General features: G+C 44.3%; 11 protein-coding genes and 1 pseudogene. All 12 read right to left on the reverse strand.

Annotated elements, in window-relative coordinates; translation table 11 throughout:
* Positions 1-55: 55 nt before the first annotated feature.
* Positions 56-2,086, reverse strand: coding sequence for a PAS domain-containing sensor histidine kinase (locus CFE23_RS12875; RefSeq protein WP_291088658.1), 2,031 nt, complete (start codon positions 2,084-2,086; stop codon positions 56-58).
* Positions 2,087-2,127: 41 nt separating this feature from the next.
* Complete coding sequence (locus tag CFE23_RS12880) at positions 2,128-5,358, reverse strand: chemotaxis protein CheB (protein ID WP_291088660.1); 3,231 nt, start codon at positions 5,356-5,358, stop codon at positions 2,128-2,130.
* Between the two features lie 394 nt (positions 5,359-5,752).
* Positions 5,753-6,103 carry a hypothetical protein gene (locus CFE23_RS12885; RefSeq protein WP_291088662.1) on the reverse strand — a complete coding sequence of 117 codons (351 nt, stop codon included), beginning with the start codon at positions 6,101-6,103 and terminating at the stop codon, positions 5,753-5,755.
* A 389-nt stretch (positions 6,104-6,492) separates the two neighbouring features.
* Positions 6,493-7,110 carry a chromophore lyase CpcT/CpeT gene (locus CFE23_RS12890; RefSeq protein ID WP_291088664.1) on the reverse strand — a complete coding sequence of 206 codons (618 nt, stop codon included), beginning with the start codon at positions 7,108-7,110 and terminating at the stop codon, positions 6,493-6,495.
* A 26-nt stretch (positions 7,111-7,136) separates the two neighbouring features.
* Positions 7,137-7,439, reverse strand: a complete 303-nt coding sequence (locus tag CFE23_RS16600) for an amino acid permease C-terminal domain-containing protein (protein WP_363331604.1) — start codon at positions 7,437-7,439, stop codon at positions 7,137-7,139.
* A 1-nt stretch (position 7,440) separates the two neighbouring features.
* Positions 7,441-8,550 carry an amino acid permease gene (locus CFE23_RS12895; protein ID WP_363331606.1) on the reverse strand — a complete coding sequence of 370 codons (1,110 nt, stop codon included), beginning with the start codon at positions 8,548-8,550 and terminating at the stop codon, positions 7,441-7,443.
* A 3-nt stretch (positions 8,551-8,553) separates the two neighbouring features.
* Positions 8,554-9,555: an EamA family transporter gene (locus tag CFE23_RS12900; RefSeq protein ID WP_291088666.1), complete on the reverse strand. Its 1,002-nt coding sequence runs from the start codon at positions 9,553-9,555 to the stop codon at positions 8,554-8,556.
* A 606-nt stretch (positions 9,556-10,161) separates the two neighbouring features.
* The gene (locus CFE23_RS12905) at positions 10,162-11,127 is read right to left on the reverse strand and encodes a fasciclin domain-containing protein (RefSeq protein ID WP_291088668.1); all 966 of its coding nucleotides are present in this window, start codon (positions 11,125-11,127) and stop codon (positions 10,162-10,164) included.
* A 268-nt stretch (positions 11,128-11,395) separates the two neighbouring features.
* On the reverse strand, positions 11,396-12,814 hold the full coding sequence (locus CFE23_RS12910; protein ID WP_291088670.1) for a TolC family protein: 1,419 nt from the start codon (positions 12,812-12,814) through the stop codon (positions 11,396-11,398).
* Complete coding sequence (locus CFE23_RS12915) at positions 12,795-14,147, reverse strand: HlyD family efflux transporter periplasmic adaptor subunit (protein ID WP_291088674.1); 1,353 nt, start codon at positions 14,145-14,147, stop codon at positions 12,795-12,797. The genes CFE23_RS12910 and CFE23_RS12915 overlap by 20 nt, the downstream gene beginning before the upstream one ends.
* Complete coding sequence (locus CFE23_RS12920; RefSeq protein ID WP_291088672.1) at positions 14,140-15,813, reverse strand: ATP-binding cassette domain-containing protein; 1,674 nt, start codon at positions 15,811-15,813, stop codon at positions 14,140-14,142. Before CFE23_RS12920 ends, CFE23_RS12915 begins: the two co-directional genes overlap by 8 nt.
* Positions 15,814-15,817: 4 nt before the next feature.
* Positions 15,818-16,144: pseudogene (locus CFE23_RS12925) on the reverse strand (TetR/AcrR family transcriptional regulator); the annotation flags it as partial.

Below are 16,144 nucleotides of genomic sequence, written 5' to 3' on the forward strand. Positions count from 1 at the left end.
GATTGGTATATAATTTAATGCTTTGCAATCCTTAAATCCAATTATCTTAGTGGACTTACATTTCAGGAATGTATATATTGAAGGTGGTTCCCTGGTTCAAAACGGAGGAAGCCGTAATAAAACCGCCGTGGTTTTGGACGATCTTTTTTACGATGGCCAGTCCGATTCCTGTCCCCGTGTAGACCTCGTTGTTGTGCAGGCGCCTGAATACTTCAAAAATTTTGTCCTTGTATTCCATATCAAATCCAATGCCATTGTCTGCGATGCTGATGTGGCAATAGGTCAGTGCCGGGTCCGCATCGGGTTGGTCAATACCGCTGCCATTGATCCGGAACGCTTTGAAAACGATATGGGGCGGTACACCGGGCTTTGTGAATTTCAGGGCATTTCCCAACAGGTTATTCAGCAACTGCCAAAATTGGAACGTGATAACCTTAAGCTCATACGAATCAAAGATTTCAACAACAGCGCCAGATTCCTGTATAAGTTCACTGTAATCGTCGATGACCTTTTCGGCCATGGCACGCAAATCATTCTTTACAAAGATGTTGTCTGCCAAGTTTGTCCTGGAGTAGGCGAGGAGGTCCTGAATCAACGCGCGCATCCGTATCGCGGATTCGTTGATCTTATCGAGATACAAGGTGGTGTTTTCAGGTAATTTGGCATTGGCTCCACCATAGAGCCTGCTGATAAAAATCTGTATTTTTCGCAGTGGCTCCTGGAGATCATGGCTGGAGATGTATACAAAAGACTGTAGCTCAATATTTATTTTAATCAGGTTGATGTTGTTGTTTTCGAGCTCGGCGGTGCGCTCCTTTACCTGTTGTTCTAATTTGCCGGTGAAGTCCTTTTGCTGCTGGATGTCGGTACTTGTTCCCACCCACATCTGGATTGTACCATCGGAATCTTTCTGGGCAATCGCACGCGTGACATGCCAGCGATACGTTCCATCATTTTTTCTCAGGCGGTGTTCGATCTGAAAATCTGCGCCGGATGTGATGGCGCGCCTCCATTGATTTTTGTACTCCTTTATTTCGGTGCGGTGCAGGATAGTCGGCCAACCTCCCGTGTTTTTAGTGAGTGTCGACGCTCCCGTGTATTCGGCGAGGGACCGATTGTAGTAATTTAAATCTCCGGCAGGATCCGCAGTCCAGATCAACTGGGGCATGGAATCGGCCAGAAGCCTGAATTTCGATTCGCTTTTCATCAGGATTTCCCGGCGGTTCTGTTCCAACGTGATGTCGATCAGCGTCCCGATAATCTTGACCGGTTCGTCGTCGGCATTGAAGAATATTTTTCCATGCGACCGGATCCATCCGGATTCGCCGGACTTTTTAATGATACGCGATTCAAACTTGTAAATTCCGGTGGTCATGGCCACTTCAAAAGCCTTCTCGGCGATATTCGAGAGGTCTTCCGCGTGCAGGTGGCTCATCATCATGGCATTGGAAAGTTTTGCCGTTTTAGGGTATCCGAAGATATGGGCAAGGTTTTCAGAGTGAATCATTTCATGCGTCTGCAGGTCCAGATCCCAGGTTGCAATCTCGGCAATTTCAGTAGCCAGCCTGGATCGCTCTTCCGCTTCTTCCATTTTCTTGCGCACTTCCACTTTTTCCGTAACGTCGTTTAGTGTCACGATAATTCCCTCAAATACCCCCAATTCATTGTGGACGGGACTGTAGCTTGAAGTCCAGTAACTATCGACCGTTTTACCGTGACGCTGAATGGGGAGCCATTGCTCCTGATGCCATGACGCTTCTGTATTTTTCAGCACTTCGTTTACGAAGGGAAGCATGACGTTCCAGGTTTTCGGAAGTACAACTGTTCCCGTCTTACCCAATAAATCAGTATGGTTTCCTGTAATCCCCATGCCCTGATAGCAGGCGTCATTGTAAAAACAATGGATGTCCTTTCCCCAGAACAACAGCATGGGAAATTTTGAGCTCAGCATAATGCCCAAAGCAGAGCGCAGGCTGACCGGCCAGTGATCAACAGATCCCATTGTGGAACTGCTCCAGTCCATTTCCTCCATTGCGGTGGCTACACCGCCTTTACTGGCCAGAAGATTTTTGTTATTACTGAACATTTCGGTAGCAACTACGGCCGTTAACTGTCATGTGAATGACGTTATTCCGCGTTAGTTATATTTTCAAGGTAAATTGTGAACTTTGTGCCTATTCCAGGTTTACTTTCGACGATGATTTGTCCTCCCGCGGCATTGATGATTTTTTTTGCCAGATAGAGTCCGATACCGCTGCCTTCGATGTCCTGATGCAGTCTGCCATACATTTCAAAGATTTTCGCAATTTTGCCCGTTAGTATTCCTTCCCCGTTGTCTTCGATGGTAATGACAAAGGATTTTTCAAGATTAAAGGTGCGTATATTAATTTCCGGTGTGCGCTCACTCCTGAATTTTATCGCATTGGCAATCAGGTTGTACAAGATACTTCGCAGGTTTTTTTTAGAAAATTTTATTTCATTGACACCTAAGTTCCTGATGATTTTTGCTCCCGAGGATTCAATTTTGTCCTTGAGGCTCCACTCGATATTGTCCAAAACGTCATCGATATGAACATGTTCGGTAACAATCATATCGCTTTCCAGTTTTGCAATAGTAGCAATATCGATGATCAGCGAGCGGAAATTTTTGATGGAACTGTTGATGGCAAGCAGAAATTCAGATAAGTTAGCATCTTCCATCTGCAAGTCATTCAATATATTGATGCTGGCCTCAATATTCCCTAATGGTGCAAGCAGATCATGGGAGGCTGCATGCACAAAATGATCCAGATCAGCATTAATCCTTGTCAGGCTTTGGTTCTTTTTGTTCAGTTCAGACTGGGTTTCCTTTAACTCAGAAATGTCATTGAACGTGATGATCGCACCGTTATTCCGATGGCTGGCATGAACATAGGGCATAATCATCACCTGGTACCACCTGCCATTCGCATCTTCGATTTCCCTACTGATGACCGAGCCTTGGTCCAGGACTATTTTTGTATCGGCAATAATGGTCTCGAATTTTATATTGGTTGAAATGTGGTTTATTGGCCGCCCAATATCAGTGTCCAGCAGGTTGATGTGCTTTACCGCGCCGGGCGAGAACTTCATCAGCCTCATTTCGTTATCAATAAAAAGCTGTCCGTTGATGTTGCTCCTGAAATAATTGTTGAGGTCGTCATTGATTTCCAGCAATTCCTTATTTTTGAGCTGGTAGTCAGCATTGATGGTATGCAGTTCTTCGTTAACTGATTGCATTTCTTCGTTTGTGCTTTGCATTTCCTCGTTTGCGGAAATCAATTCTTCATTGAAAGATTGCATGTTTTCATTCGATGCATCTAGTTTGGCATAAGAAGCCGTCAATTCTAATTTAACCTGTTTGAGCTCCTGTTCAATCGTATCAGTATACCTGCTTTGGTAGGCTGTTTCATCAAAAACAGGATAGCCTGCAACGTCATTTTGTTCGGAATGGTCGTCATTAAACACGGCGAACAATCCCCTGTGGTCTTTTTCGAGTACAATGGGGCTGACGGAGAGGTTGACTCTTATAATGATCCCGTTTTGTTGCACGAGTATGCCCTTTACGTTGGCGCGTTCATTGCTACGGAGCACTTCCTTGCTCAAAGCCTTATAGGCGACAGCCAGCGATTTTGGCAGCAATTCTAATAAATTTGTATTGAAATTTTGCTGAATCAGGTATTTGGCGGTGTTGCCGTAAGATTTCACGACTGTATTTTCATGATTTACACAAACGGCTAAAAAATCCATGACCGTTGCCAGTGCATTATTGACGGTCTCGTTTAACGAATGCGGTAGGTAACCCGACGATTCATCGTTTTTCACGGACACCTTCCGTACCTGATCCAATATAACGGGCAACGCAAAGGTCTCAAAAGTTACAGCGCGCTTGTTTTTCAGGCTCTTATAAATCCGCCACTTTTTATTGACAATTTCGAGGCTGTCTATGATCGTTAGCGGATTTTCGCTTGATCCGAGGAATAGATATCCATTGGTCCGCAGGCCAAAAAGCAACATCGCATATACTTTCTTCTGCAGCACCGGAGCCATATAAATTAAAAGGTTTCGGCAGCTGATCAGGTGCATATTGCAGTAGGGTGGATTTTTTACCAGATCGTGTTGGGCAAAAATCAGCATTTTCCGGATTTCCGGACGGACAACGTAATTGGAACCTTTTTTATCAAAATATTTTTTGAGGTAGGTCTCACCGACGTTTTTAACCCGGTCCGCAGCGTAGACGCCTTTACCGGCATAGATCAATGCGTCAGAATCAATATCGGTCGCAAAAATCTTTACCACAGTATCGCGGTGTTTGCCGGTCAACAATTCTTTCAACACAATGGCAAGAGAGTAGGCCTCCTCTCCGGTAGCGCAGCCGGCCACCCAGATCTTAATTTCTTCGTGCGGCGGCAGGCTTTGGATTATTTGCGGGAATACCGTGTTTTTGACAGCTTCAAAAGCATCCGGATCCCTGAAAAATTCAGTAACGCTGATCAGGAAGTCTTTGGCCAGCAGTTGTACCTCGGCTGGCGATGCCTTTAAACGCTCAAGATAATCTTCCAGTTGGTAGATGTTCAGCGACGCTGCCCTGCGTTTAGTACGCCTGATGATGGTGGTCGTTTTATAATCGGAAAAGTCGAAGGGCAGCTTTTCCCGAATGTAATCAACAATTAGTGCGGTGATTTTTTCGTCGTGGATTTTGTCATCCTGAATGGTACTGTTATGCTTTACATAGGATTCGATTGTCCTGGGCATGAATTCCGGCTCAAGGATAAAATCAACCATATCCGTCGCAATCGCGTGGGCGGGCATACTGCTAAACGCTGTGGTTTCAGGATTTCGTGCAATAATCATTCCGCCCGCTGCTTTTATGGCTTTGATGCCTTCAGTTCCATCAGATCCGAGGCCGGAGAGGATTACCCCAATTGCCTTTTTGCCGCTGAATTCTGCGAGCGAGTTGAAGAAGGTGTTGATGGTAAGGTGGGGTCCTTTGGTTTTGATCTTCTCCGTCAGGAATAGTTTATTGTCACTGATCGTCATGAATTTGTTGTTTGGGATCAGGTACACCACATTGGTGCAAACGGTCATGCCTTGTTCGGCCTCCTTCACCACCAGTTTGCTATGTTTAGACAACAGTTCGACCATCCTGCTTTTGAAGTCCGCGGATAGATGCTGTACGATCACATAGGCAACGCCGTCTAGTGGCGTGTGTTCGAAAAACGTATTGATCTCTTCCATTCCTCCGGCAGATGCGCCAATGGCGATAATATAACTCGGTTCTTCCATGATATTGGTCTGATCTTTTAGGAAATAACGGACTTTGTCCTGAATATGTCTCATTCATTAATAGTATCCCTGCCACCTTAAATCATTAAGGCAACAGTACAGAAATACATTAGATATCACATTAAATTGTCAGGAGTTGAGTCGGGACAGCAGCGTGCGGTAGCCAATTGACCAGCGGTGATTTTAAAATTTGCCTTGAAAAACCAAAGCAGTGTGATTTTCAGCACCCCTAATTTGTTGGAAGTTACCGCTATTTGCACCAAGTACCTAATAATCTGGCAGAATAATCCAATTTCAGCTACAGTTTGGTCAGAAACTTGATTTTTGAGATGGTTTGTTACTAGGAGGTGGTATTTTGCTTACAAATAAAGGAATTGTAAAACAAAAAAAACGATAAAGCCTGCTAAAGGCCTTATCGTTTTATACGTTATTGGAGTACGAAGTGGACTTACAATACCACTTTCCTGGATATAGTCAGACCGGTAGCTGTCGTGATTTTGACAAGCAACACTTCACTTTCCACCCTGATGTCTTCCATCATAAGCTTGGTACCATGGATTGTGCCGGTTTCATAGACCAACCTTCCGCGGACGTCAAAGACCTGTACCGATTGCATCTCGAGACTTCCGGAATCGATATGCAGTCCATTTTCTTTTTTGAAAATAACAACACTGTTTGGGTTGAGCTCTGGATTCAGAACGCCTAACGGACTGTTTTGATAAACGATTTCAAAACGGTTGGCGTAGGTGCCTGATACACTTGAAAATTGGTAAGGTAGTAGCTTTAAGTTGGTAACCACCCCAGCCAGGTTGTCGCGCAAGAAGATGCCCTGATTCCCGGCAAACAAGGCAAAAAATCACATAAATATTGTAACATTATAGTATCCTTATAGTAAGGTTATAGTAACTTTATAGTAACCTTATAACAATATTACAATATGTAAATTATACTCAGAATACCATATATACTATGTAGCGTCCTATTTCATGTTGGGGTCATGGTAGTGGTGAAAACCATCATCACCTTCCGATTACACCGATTTAATGGTTTTCCATATGCTGGACTGAATGACCAAACCAAATCAATCGCACTTAATGAATGCATCATGTTTTCTTCAGACAGCGCCAAAAGAAAAGCGCCACACCGATTGGGGCGTGGCCCTTTACTATTGCTATTGGCTATTTGGAGCTATAATTTATCAAATATATAGCCCGACTTTACAGCGCCCCAAACCTGGTTCCCGTCTTTGTCAAATCCCTGGTCCCACGATAGGATCTGGTTTGCGGTAACGGTGACTTTTGAAGTAGCATAACTCGCGCCACGCAGTTCGCTCGGGCAGGTTCTTACGCCTGTCTGCCCTGCAAATTTGTTCTTTTCGATACGTTTTAAAACGACCTCACATCCCGGCTTTAATTCGATTTCCGTTTCGTTGAGTTTCTGGAACGCTTCCGGATCATTCCATTTTCCAATCCAGTCTTTTTCATTTTTTAAGGTATAAATTTCGCTTACGAATTCGTTATCAATGCGTTGGGTAATCTTATAAATCCTGACCCGATAAGGTTTGTCCTGTTTTTTAAGCAAAGCCTGTTCCACATACAGGTAGTGCCCTTTATCTTTCCAGATCGGTACCATCCGCAATGAAATGCTGTAAAAGCTGGTATCAACGGCGGCTTGCTGTTCCGAAGAGTACGTACCCTGCATCATCGAAACCAATTCTTCGAGGTCAGCTTTGTTCTTAAAATTTTTGGTTTGGGCACCGACAGTGATGCCAAATGATAAGGTGAAGAGCAACATGATTTTTTTCATCGGTGTGTCATTTAATGTGTGAATGGTTATTTATCAGTGATGGAATTAGGGTTAACGATTTCCTGTTTCTGCTGGTTCCGCAACCTGCTGTTTTTCTTTCCGTAAAAATAATAAATTCCGAAACCAATCAGCAGCCATACGATCAACCGGATCCATGTATCCAGCGGCAATGAAAACATCATGATCAGGCAGGTAATGATTCCCAAAACAGGAACCAAAGGTACGAAGGGTGTTTTAAACGGCCGTTCCACATCAGGCTGTTGCTTCCTTAAAATCAAAATACCAAGGCAAACCATAACAAAAGCCAATAGCGTTCCGATGCTGGTCATTTCACTTTGAGGGTGTGTTGTATTTCGGATGCAATTTCGAGAAGACCTGCGGCAACAGGCCATCTTTACTCATCGAGTAGAATACCCTCGATTGTCCGAGTAAATCGACCAAAATCACAGACGTGTATCCGATCAGGATCGCCAGGATAACCGCTACCCCCAGCCATTGGTAGGGCGTATGCGCAATGGCGATCGCTACCGGCGCCGCACTGTCTTTGAACTCGGTGTAATTGGCCAATCCCGTCATCACATAACCAAATAAGATGAACAGGATGGTGCAGACCAACAAAGAACCCAATATTCCGATTGGCATATTCCTTTGCGGGTTTTTCGTTTCCTGTGCCATCGTTGCCACAATATCGAAACCGATGAATACGAAGAACACTACCCCGGCGCCACGAAGGATACCACTCCAGCCATACTCGCCAAATGTTCCCGTATTGTTTGGAATATAGGGTTGGTAGTTTCCGGGATCAATGTATTGCCATCCGAGGCCGATGAAGGCAATCACCACACCGACTTTCAATGTCACGACGACCACATTGAAAATGGCCGATGACTTGGTGCCGCGGATGATGATCGCGGTGATTAAAAAAATGATCAGGATTGCGGGAAGGTTCACAATACCGCTAACAACCGTCCCATCCTGTAAGGTCACTGATTCAAATGGCGACTGCACCAATTGTGGCGGAATATGGATGTTGAATTTATCGAGGAATTTCACGAGGTACTGCGACCAGCTGATGCCCACCGTTGCGGCTCCAACGGAATATTCCAGGACCAGATCCCAGCCTATAATCCAGGCAAACAATTCGCCGAGTGTGGCATAGGCATAAGTGTAGGCACTTCCTGAAACCGGCACCATCGCAGCAAATTCAGCGTAGCATAAAGCACTAAATGCGCATCCCACGGCGGCAATGATGAAAGATAGTGTTACGGCGGGACCTGCGTTATTGGCAGCGGCGATTCCGGTGAGCGAGAATAGCCCGGCGCCAATAATGACACCCACACCAATGGCAACGAGATTGACGGCACCTAGACTTCGCTTTAATGTACCTTTGCCGGTTTGTGTGGCTTCAATTTTTAAGAGTTCAATTGATTTTCTAAGCATGATTTATTGGGTTATGTATTTATACGGATTTACAATTCGGGTCACCACCTGGTTAAATCGCCTGATTTTGACTTGGGTGCGTTTGGCAAACTGATACCTCGATAAATTGGTAAGGGCAACGCCCGAAAGGATAATCCCTAATCCGGCGAACTGAATGGGCGTGATGCTTTCATTGGCGATGATCCATCCAATGATTACTGCCACGATTGGATTGATGTAGGTGTGTGTGCTGACCAAAACAGGATCCTTTACAGACAATAGCCAGATGTAGGAAACGTATGCGGTGATTGATCCGAAAAAGATCAGGAACAACAACCCTAAAATGGAACTTAGAGGCACTTCTGAAATTACGAACGCAGTCAATTCACCCCGCAATACTGCTATGATAAAACTGGCGATACCCGCCACAATGAGTTGCTGGGCGATATTCATGAAAGTAGAATTTCCTGCAGGATTATTTTTAGAATAGAGTGAGCCAATGACCCATGAGATGGAGCTTAACGCCAGAACAATAAAGGCAATGATCTTAAGGCTGCCTTCGACGCTTGAGTCGCCGTGTGCGACACTACCCTGCAAAAAAAGTACCAGTCCTGCAAATCCTAACGTCAGTCCACTTGTAATCATCTTGTTAGAGAAATAGTTTTTCCAGTTTTTTCTGTCTAAGGCAATAAACCAGAATGGTCCGGTGGCAATGGCGATGGCCGCTTCTGTTGAGGTGACATATTGCTCACCCCACGCCACGAGCCCGGTTCCACCGGTTAGGATCAGGATACCGGTAATGGCGTTTTTTTTCCAATCGGTTGCGGTGCCTGTGTTTTCATTCTTTATTTTCCTCCAGACCAGGAGGATCAGTCCCGCAGAGAGAAATCTCAAGCCTGACAGCATGAATGGTGGAAAGCCTTTCAGGCCAAAAGAAATGGCCAGGAATGTTGAACCCCAAATGACATATATTCCCGCAAAAGCCAGGATAATTAACAATGTTGTTTTATTTTTTATAATGGACATGGTATTGATTTTTAAAATGAATGGAAATAAAAAAGGCCCTTGCTCTGCGTTGAGGAAGGACCTTTATAATTAAATGAAGTGATAACTATACAGAGACATTCCGGCAACGATGGACGCACACCATCATATGATGACAGATTACCATACAACGGCAGGTTGTGGCAATATTTTCAGCCATTGAAAGTGTTCCGCGTTGGTTGCGTTCCTGAACCGCGCGCAAGGAGCGAACGGATGAATCAGTTGTGGACTTCATAGTAATCGATTTTACATTAAACAAAAAAAGCCTTTCAAATATGAAAGGCTCTATAAATTTTTAAATAAAAATATTTATCTCGGGGCCATTTCATATCACGAATCCATTGTGCAGCACATCATGCGGCAAACGGTATTCATCATATTATGGCGGTGGTTTCTCATTCTGGGTACAAAAATATTAACTAAAATTTGAACTGCACAATTAAATTTAATTTTATTAACAAATAAAACCAGAATTTAGATGCGTCGGCCTGGCAAGCACAGCGATCGGTTGCTTTGGTTGTATAACAAATAAGCCTGCCTGATGAAAGGCAGGCTTATTTTTATAAACCTAAATGTATGATATAGCTTTTATAACGATGGCAGCAGTACTTTGTTTAGTACGTGGATGACGCCGTTAGATGCCTGCACATCGGTGTAGGTGATGGTACTTACCCGTGCGTTAGCGTCGGTGATTTTTGCGCCGTCAGTCAAACTTACCGTGAATTCTTCACCGGCGAACGTATCGACAGGTCCTGCTGATAGTGACGTGGACAATACATTTGCACCGGTAACCACATGATATTTCAATGTTTTTTCAAGTGTTGCCTGTGCAATAGCTGACAGTCCAGGGGCGTTAAGTTCAGTCAAAAGGTCCCCAAAAGCGGTATCTGTTGGCGCAAATACAGTAAATGGTGAATTGGCCGTGCCTGAAAGGATACCTACAAAATCCGGCTGATCGGCCCTCGTAAGTGCTTGAACAAGAATAGAAAAGTTTGGATTAGCAATGGCATGGTTGACCACAGTAGGCAGTCCAATCACGCCATCAACAATGTGCACTACGCCATTTTTAGCCTGCACATCGCGTGTGGTAACACTGGCGCCACCATTTGTAGTTCCGCCATTTAAAACCACACCGTTGGCGGTGTTTACAAACATGCTCAGTGTATTAGACGCAGATGCATCCCCTTTTCCTAACGTTTTCACGTAGCCTGTAGAGAGTTCTCCGGAAGTGAATTCACCAGATACTACATGGTTAAGCAAAACCTGTTGCAACAATGGTACCGGAACGTCCTGGAGGGTTGCAAAGTTATTTGCCTGTAGAAAGGAATTGAACGCGGCATTGGTTGGCGCAAATACGGTGTACTCTGTGTTTCCGTCCAGCGTCGCGGTCAATCCAGCGCGGTCTAGTGCAGCAACCAAGGAAGTTAGATTTGGGTTCCCGGCAGCAATCTCTGTAATCGTTTGGCTCGTCGTACTGTCGCCGTCATCATCGTTGCATGAAATAAACAATGCGATCAAACCCAATAAAGCAATTTTTTTTAAATGTGTTTTCATTTGTATATGGTTTTATGTTTACTCAAATTTAATAAGGCAATATTTTTGTTTAATGAATTTTATGAAAAAATTAAACAATGTTAAGCGTGTTTATTTTGTAAGATGCTTCAGATCAGTTGCTTTTACCAGTAGCTATTTTAAGAAATGCTGACTTGCCCCTAATAAAAATTTGTAAGATGTACGCTCTCGGCCGAGCGATTTCTCGTACCCTTACGGCTAATTCAGGGACACTTTTACAAACTTTCAAGCGGTAACTTAAAACCGTTGGCTAAAGAACCGGAATCTCTGCAAGTACCTTAAATAACATCGCATACGAATTCAGGTATCGGTTTTTAAGCTCAATGGCCGAAATACCGACACTTACCAGACTATTTTCCCTGGTATTGAGCAGAAAAATGGAACTTTCTCCAAAGGAAAAAAGTCGTTCTTCGGATTCCAGCATTTTGCGATAATCCGTTACCAGGGATTCTGTCAGCACGAATTGTTCCTGCAGCAATTTTATTTCGTTTCGTGAAGCTTCAATTTTGTTTTTGAGCTGTAGTTTTTCGATGTCCAGCTCAAGTTTTGCATCCTGTATCTTTAATTGTGCTGCTTTAAGGCTTCCCCTTTCCTTACGAAGAAACAATGGAAAGCTGAAATTCAGTCCCACTTTATAATCCTTAAAATTGTAGTTATCCGTTAATGAAGGTTCCGACAAATAATAGTAGCCAAGGTCAATTTTGGGCAAAAGTGCATTTTGCTTTAGTTTTCGCTCGACTTGCAAGATACCAAGTTTACTTTCCAGGGCGGTTATTTTTGGATGCCCATCAAGATTATTTGACACAGCGTTTGCTTCGTCCGAAAAAAATTGGCTGATACTCTTATTCAATACTGTTTCCGGAGCAATGTTGTCCTGTAGTTCCAGAGGTACATTGTCAATCCAAAGATAGTTTGAGAGTTCCTGGCGTGTTTTCATCAATTTAATACCGGCATCTTTGAAATTAAAACGGCGGTTTTTTACGATAATTCCGGCTTCAATACTATCAATTCCGGGTTTATCGCCGGCAACGATTAGTTTTTTGATGCCCTCATACCTGGTTTCAGCAAACCTAAGGTACTGCGCATATAGGTTTGATTCTTCGTGGGCCCTCAGCCAATTAAAATAAGCTACGGATGCATCGTAGATAACATTAGCGGCCTGTAACCTTTGTTCTGCAGCGCTTAGGCTTAAATTGATCTTTGCGATTCTTAAATCCGCCATGCGCTGGTTAATAAGCAATCCCTGGCCCAGAGGTATGGAAATTCCAAGGGAAGTTAGGCCACTGTTGGGCAGGCTGTTTTGCGGATTTACATAGATGCCTTCGCTATTGTCAAAACCCGCCTTGACTTCAATGCCGTACCAGGTCGGAATCTTGAAACTGCTGTTTAACAACGAGTAGTATTCTTTTCCTTTAAATTCCTTCTTATCAAAGTCAACTTCAAGTTTAGGGTCGAACGCGCCACGCGCCTTCATTAACTCGGCTTCAGCTTGTCCAATTTCAAGTCCCGCCTGCTTTACCCGCGGATGGTATTTTTTGACGTAACCCAGGAATTCAGTAAAGCTCAGGGTTTGATTGATTTCCTGCGCATACACTGTCGAGAAATTGATGCTGCCCAAGCAAAGCAACAAAACGATCCACCACTTCACGTTATTTCTTTTCCTTTTCATTTTTAACAGTGTTCGGTTTGTAATAATTGGGTGGGAAACCATTCAGGGAACGCCAGATTTCGAACCAGACCGGGACGGTATCCAGTAGCGCGATGGTTTGAACACCAGTGCCGATACTGAGTTGTTTTGGCCACGGTGCTTCAGTCTTATCAGGCCTTATCAATACACGGAATTTGCCATTGGCGCTGATGAAGTTTTCTATCGCTACGATTTCACCTCCAAATGTTCCATAGGACATGTCCGGCCAGCCTGAAAACACGATGGTGGGCCAGCCGTCAAACCACACGCGCACTTTCTCCCCTTTTTTGAGCAACGGGAGGTCAATGGGATTCACGTAGGTCTCAACAGCAATATCATAGGTAGACGGCATAATGCTGACGATCGGGGTGCCTTCCTTGACCGTTTCACCAATGCCTGACTGCAATGCGCGGTTTACATACCCATCCTGTGGCGCTTTGATGTAGTAAAGGCCATTCCTGATGTTGTAATTCGCATACTGGTTTTCCAGTTTGTTTACCTGTGCTTCCGTGTCAAACTGGTTGCTCAGGGCAGTGAATTTATCACTGTTGGTTTTGGAGGTTTTTTCAGCGTATTCTGCGGTAATCCGATTGATTTCAACCCTTGCATTGATCAATTCGTTTCTTGCGGTGAGCAGCTTGTTTTCCTGGGTAATGATTTTGGCCTGCGCATCCTGTAATTTCAACCGTTTTTCCTCCAGGTCGCTCAAAGGCTTCAAGCCTTCTTTGTACAATTGCGAAGACCTTTCGAACTGGGTGGTGGCAATCTTTATTTGCGTTTTCACGGCTTCAAGGTCGATGCTGTCGCTTTTCACTTTCAGCAGTCCCTGCCGTATCTTGTTTGTTGCCTGTTGCAATTTCAGGTTTTTTTCCCGGTCTATCGCACCGATTTGGGCGTTAAGTGCGCCTACCTTTCCACCGTAGGATTGCAGGGAAGACTGTTTCGCCTCAACCTGCTGTTTGGTATTTTGAACGAGATTTGGGTCAAAGTAATCCTCCTTGATTTCGGAGATAAACAATATGGTGTCTCCTTTTTTTACAAAGTCACCTTCCTGGACGAACCATTTCTCAATCCTACCGCCGATCACGGTATGAATCGTTTGCGGCCGTTGGTCGGGCTTTAGCGTTGTGACTGAGCCCGCCCCGGAAATATTCTGAGTCCATGGCAGCAACAAAACGACCACGCCAATGATGGAAGCAGCCCATATGATCCGGTTTAGAATTTTATAGTGCGGCCGGTCAGCCAGCGTTTTTACAGTACTGTATCCGCCTAAAGCGTTAACGTCTGTTTTTTTGTTTGTTGAAATATTAAGCATTGGTGTAACGGTTTGTGTCATTAATAATGCGTCCTTTTTCCATGATAATATGCCGGTTTGCTTTTTCCTGCCAATAGGCCGATGGGGAAGAAACGACGACAGTCCAGCGGTTTTTGGGATCACAAATAAAATCGATGATCGCATGGGCCGCAGCTTCGTCCATTTTATCAGTCGGGTCTTCCAGGAATAGAATTCTTGGGCGGCTGATGAGGCAACGTGCCAAGAGTATCTTTTGTGCATTGGATGAAGTGAGCTGTCGGCCATCAGGAAATATCATGGTGTCCAGTCCCTCAGGCAGCGTCTTAATGTAGGGCGAAAGGTGTACGGCATCAAGCACCCATTTTAAGTCGGACTGGCTGATTTCGGGGTTGTTGAATGTAATGTTTTCCAGGATTGATCCTTCAAACGGTGTTTCCCCCTGTATAAAACATCCGATTTGTGAGCGGTATTCGGCGAGGTTTATTTTGCGGAAAGTATCGTCATTGATGGATAAGGAACCGTTTCCGGGAATGAGTGTACCAGACAGTATTCGGATCAATGTCGTCTTGCCCGAGCCATTTTTTCCGGTGATCGCAATTTTTTCGCCCTGTGAAATTTTCAGTGAAATATTTTTCAGGACATCATTCTTGCTGTCGGGGAATTTAAAACGAATGTTTTCAGCCTCGAGAATGATGGTGCTGAAGCAGCTGTCCTTTTGGTCGGGCCCCCAGTCTTCCATATCCATATCGGTAACCTGACCGATCTTTTCAACCGAGGTGAGTACGTCGTAAAATGTTTCAAGGCCGATGATGATCTTTTCAACCGAATTGATTACGAGCAGAATGATGATTTCTGAGGCAACGAACTGCCCGATATTCATCTTTTGGCTGATTACGAGATACCCGCCGATGAATAGTAGTCCCGCGGTAATGATGATTTTGAAAATGATCAGTTGGCTGAACTGTCGTTTAATCACATTGAAGTGTTTTTCGCGGTAGGCAAGGTAACCCTCGACCAATCCGTTGTTCTTCTGCAGCGCATAATCAAAATTTAGGTTTTTCCGGAAGCTTGAGTGATTTCTCGCTATTTCCTGTAACCATGTTGCCACGCCGTATTTGAATTTGGATTCCTTCATGCTGGTTTCCAACCCTGGCTTGTATGAAAATTTAAAGATCAGGTACAGCAGCGCGACAAGGAGCAGTCCAAATAAAATAAAAAACGGATGGTAGAGTGACAGCAGTATGATACCGAAACCAATCTGAAGCAGGGCAGAGGAGAAGTCAAGGAGCAATTTCGAAATGCCCTTCTGGATGGTGAGCGTATCGAAAAAGCGATTGGCCAGCTCCGGCGGATACACCTCGTTGTAACGTTCCTCAAATCGAATTTTCGGTAACCGATACGCAAATTCAAAAGAGGACCGTACAAAAATCTTCTGCTGCAGATTTTCAGTAATACGCAATTGCATCAGCGCCAGGATGCCCACAAAGGCGACTCCCACAACGACGCCAATGATTAACACAATCCATGAAGCGCTTACTCTTCCGCTTTGGATGAAATTGATAATGGCCTGTATCCCAAGTGGCAGTGAAAGGCTGATTAGTCCGGCAAAAGTAGCATAGAAAAATATTTGATAAACGTCTTTTTTATCGAGTTTCAGCAGGCTGAAAAAGCGTTGAAGCGGTGTCATATTGTTAATTTTTTAGAACGTTTGTAACAAGGTCAATGTAAAAATCGGTAGGGGAGATGCCTGAATTGCAATTGGTAATGGTTTTTAAATGGTCCCTAAGGAAATGCTGGTGCAGGGCGCCCTCAACCATGCTGGACACCAGGGTTTTTGCATACGGATAGTCTGGCCTGATGTGCTGAACCATTTCAACAATCCTGCTGATTACATTTTTATAAATGAGGAAAAAACCTTCCCTGTTTTCGTCATCAACTTCTTTGGTCAGAAATGTTTTGGTAAACTCGGATATAATGATCCGGTTCAGCACCGCTTCGTCGGTATAGTCGGTAGCAAC

Origin of the sequence: Flavobacterium sp. BFFFF1 (genome assembly GCF_002256285.1) — a bacterium.
In the GTDB taxonomy this organism is placed as follows: domain Bacteria; phylum Bacteroidota; class Bacteroidia; order Flavobacteriales; family Flavobacteriaceae; genus Flavobacterium.

Bases quoted from the DNA above. Each gene is read 5' to 3' on its own strand.
- CFE23_RS12895 (WP_363331606.1), bottom strand. From the start codon at position 8,550: ATGCTTAGAAAATCAATTGAACTCTTAAAAATTGAAGCCACACAAACC.
- CFE23_RS12920 (WP_291088672.1), bottom strand. From the start codon at position 15,813: ATGACACCGCTTCAACGCTTTTTCAGCCTGCTGAAACTCGATAAAAAA.
- CFE23_RS12915 (WP_291088674.1), bottom strand. From the start codon at position 14,147: ATGCTTAATATTTCAACAAACAAAAAAACAGACGTTAACGCTTTAGGC.
- CFE23_RS12900 (WP_291088666.1), bottom strand. From the start codon at position 9,555: ATGTCCATTATAAAAAATAAAACAACATTGTTAATTATCCTGGCTTTT.
- CFE23_RS12890 (WP_291088664.1), bottom strand. From the start codon at position 7,110: ATGAAAAAAATCATGTTGCTCTTCACCTTATCATTTGGCATCACTGTC.
- CFE23_RS12910 (WP_291088670.1), bottom strand. From the start codon at position 12,814: ATGAAAAGGAAAAGAAATAACGTGAAGTGGTGGATCGTTTTGTTGCTT.
- CFE23_RS12875 (WP_291088658.1), bottom strand. From the start codon at position 2,086: ATGTTCAGTAATAACAAAAATCTTCTGGCCAGTAAAGGCGGTGTAGCC.
- CFE23_RS12880 (WP_291088660.1), bottom strand. From the start codon at position 5,358: ATGAGACATATTCAGGACAAAGTCCGTTATTTCCTAAAAGATCAGACC.
- CFE23_RS16600 (WP_363331604.1), bottom strand. From the start codon at position 7,439: ATGACCAGCATCGGAACGCTATTGGCTTTTGTTATGGTTTGCCTTGGT.
- CFE23_RS12905 (WP_291088668.1), bottom strand. From the start codon at position 11,127: ATGAAAACACATTTAAAAAAAATTGCTTTATTGGGTTTGATCGCATTG.